Below are 1,749 nucleotides of genomic sequence, written 5' to 3'. Positions count from 1 at the left end.
CTAACTATGAGGGATTGACTACTAACTATGAGGGATTGACTACTTAACTATGAGGGATTGACTACCAACTATGAGAGAATTATATTACTCATAGTTAGTTTATCGAATTAAAAATGATGAGTACATCTAAAAAAGAATTAGTAGTTAAATCAAATCAAGTAATTGAGGCTTCATATCAACTCAGCTCAACAGAACAACGGATTGTCTTAGCAGCTATTAGTAAGATTAGTCGGGCTGAAGATATTACAGATGATGAAATTTATCGCGTAACTATTGATGATTTAAAAAAACTTGGGGTTCATGAAAAAACAGCTTATAGAGATCTAAAAGATGGTGTAAACCGCTTATATGACAGATCAATTAATTTAGCTATTGATGATGAGTCAATCAAAATGAGATGGATTCAATCCATACGCTTTTTAGAAAGTAAAAGCGTTGTAGGAATTCGGTTTTCTAAAGAAATTTTGCCGTTCATTTCTAATCTAAGCCGTGAATTCACTAAGTATTCGCTATCTGACATTGCTGGTATGAGTAGCGCATATGCTATTCGTATTTATGAGCTACTAAGCCAATATCGTTCCATAGGAAAACGAGAGATTTCCATCGAATCTCTAAGAAGTATGTTGGAGTTAGGGAAAAGATATCCATTGTCTGCTGATTTAAAGAGATGGGTTATTGATACTGCTGTAGTTCAAATCAATGAACATAGCCCTTTAAATGTATCTTACGAGCAAATAAAGACAGGTCGAAAAGTCACACACATTCACTTCACGTTTAAAGAAAAATCAAAAAGTATTGAGCATAAATCCGAACAGAATAATTTTTATAAATTGACAGATTCACAAATTAATATGTTCGGTAATCAGCTTTCACGCTTACATGAAGTATCTCACCTAGCACAACAAGGTGAAAGTTATGACGACTTAGCTATTAAAATTAAAGATATGCTGCGAGATCCAATAAAACAAAAACAACTTATTCCTCATCTTAAAAATTTAGGCTTTAAGGCATAAAGGTCGATTGTGTATGTAGCAGTTGACTGTTTGTTAATGTATTTTAGTTCACATAATGGACAACCAAAATTACAAGATGAAATCACTATCTGTTATTGAGCTTTCAAACCTCTATGGAATAACTCGTCAAGCCATTTATAAGCAAGTTAATAAAGGTAATTTAAGTAAAAATAGTGACGGTAAAATTGATCTTTCCGAAGCTATTCGAGTCTTTGGTGAACCTTCTAGAAATGTAAACAGTTCACAGACAACCGAAACACGAAAGTTGTCAGAAGTTCACCTATTAGAACAGCAAGTTTACATGCTTCAAAAACAGCTTGAACAGGCTCATGAGCGTGAGCAGTTCCAACGTGAGGAACTAAAAGCTAAGAATGATCAGTTACACGTTAAAGATGAGCAAATTGAAGCAATACAACGCCTACTAGAAGCTCCAAAAGCTTATACAACTAGTTCTATCGACCCAAAATTAGATATAGCAACAGATACTAGGTCAAAAAGTGAGTCGAACTATGATGTATTGACTACTCAACCAAGAGAAACTCCTGTAGAAGTAGAGATCCAAACTCAGCCGAAAGATGACGGATTGACTACTCCGGAGCAGGTGGAAAATAAGCGGATTCCAGTACCGGAGCACATTGACCAGGAACCGGAGAAAAGGGGCTTTTGGAGCCGTTTTTTTAGACCCTATGATTAACCACGATTGTTTAACTAATATGAACAAAGTCGTGAAACATTG

At 35.1% G+C, this 1,749-nt stretch carries 2 protein-coding genes; both read left to right on the top strand.

The genetic code is table 11. The features are described 5' to 3' along the window. The first annotated feature begins 113 nt into the window (after nucleotides 1-113). Nucleotides 114-1,013 (top strand): replication initiation protein RepM, encoded by a 900-nt coding sequence (repM, locus tag F972_RS00905; RefSeq protein WP_004763517.1) that lies wholly within the window; start codon nucleotides 114-116, stop codon nucleotides 1,011-1,013. Between the two features lie 76 nt (nucleotides 1,014-1,089). Continuing rightward, entirely contained in the window at nucleotides 1,090-1,707 is a 618-nt protein-coding gene (locus F972_RS00900; protein WP_026040226.1) for a plasmid replication DNA-binding protein, read from the top strand. Nucleotides 1,708-1,749 lie beyond the last annotated feature (42 nt).

Source organism: Acinetobacter sp. CIP 102529 (assembly GCF_000368325.1).
GTDB lineage: Bacteria > Pseudomonadota > Gammaproteobacteria > Pseudomonadales > Moraxellaceae > Acinetobacter > Acinetobacter parvus.
Note: the sequence above shows the minus strand (reverse complement) of the source record. Positions and strands in the feature narration are given on the sequence as shown.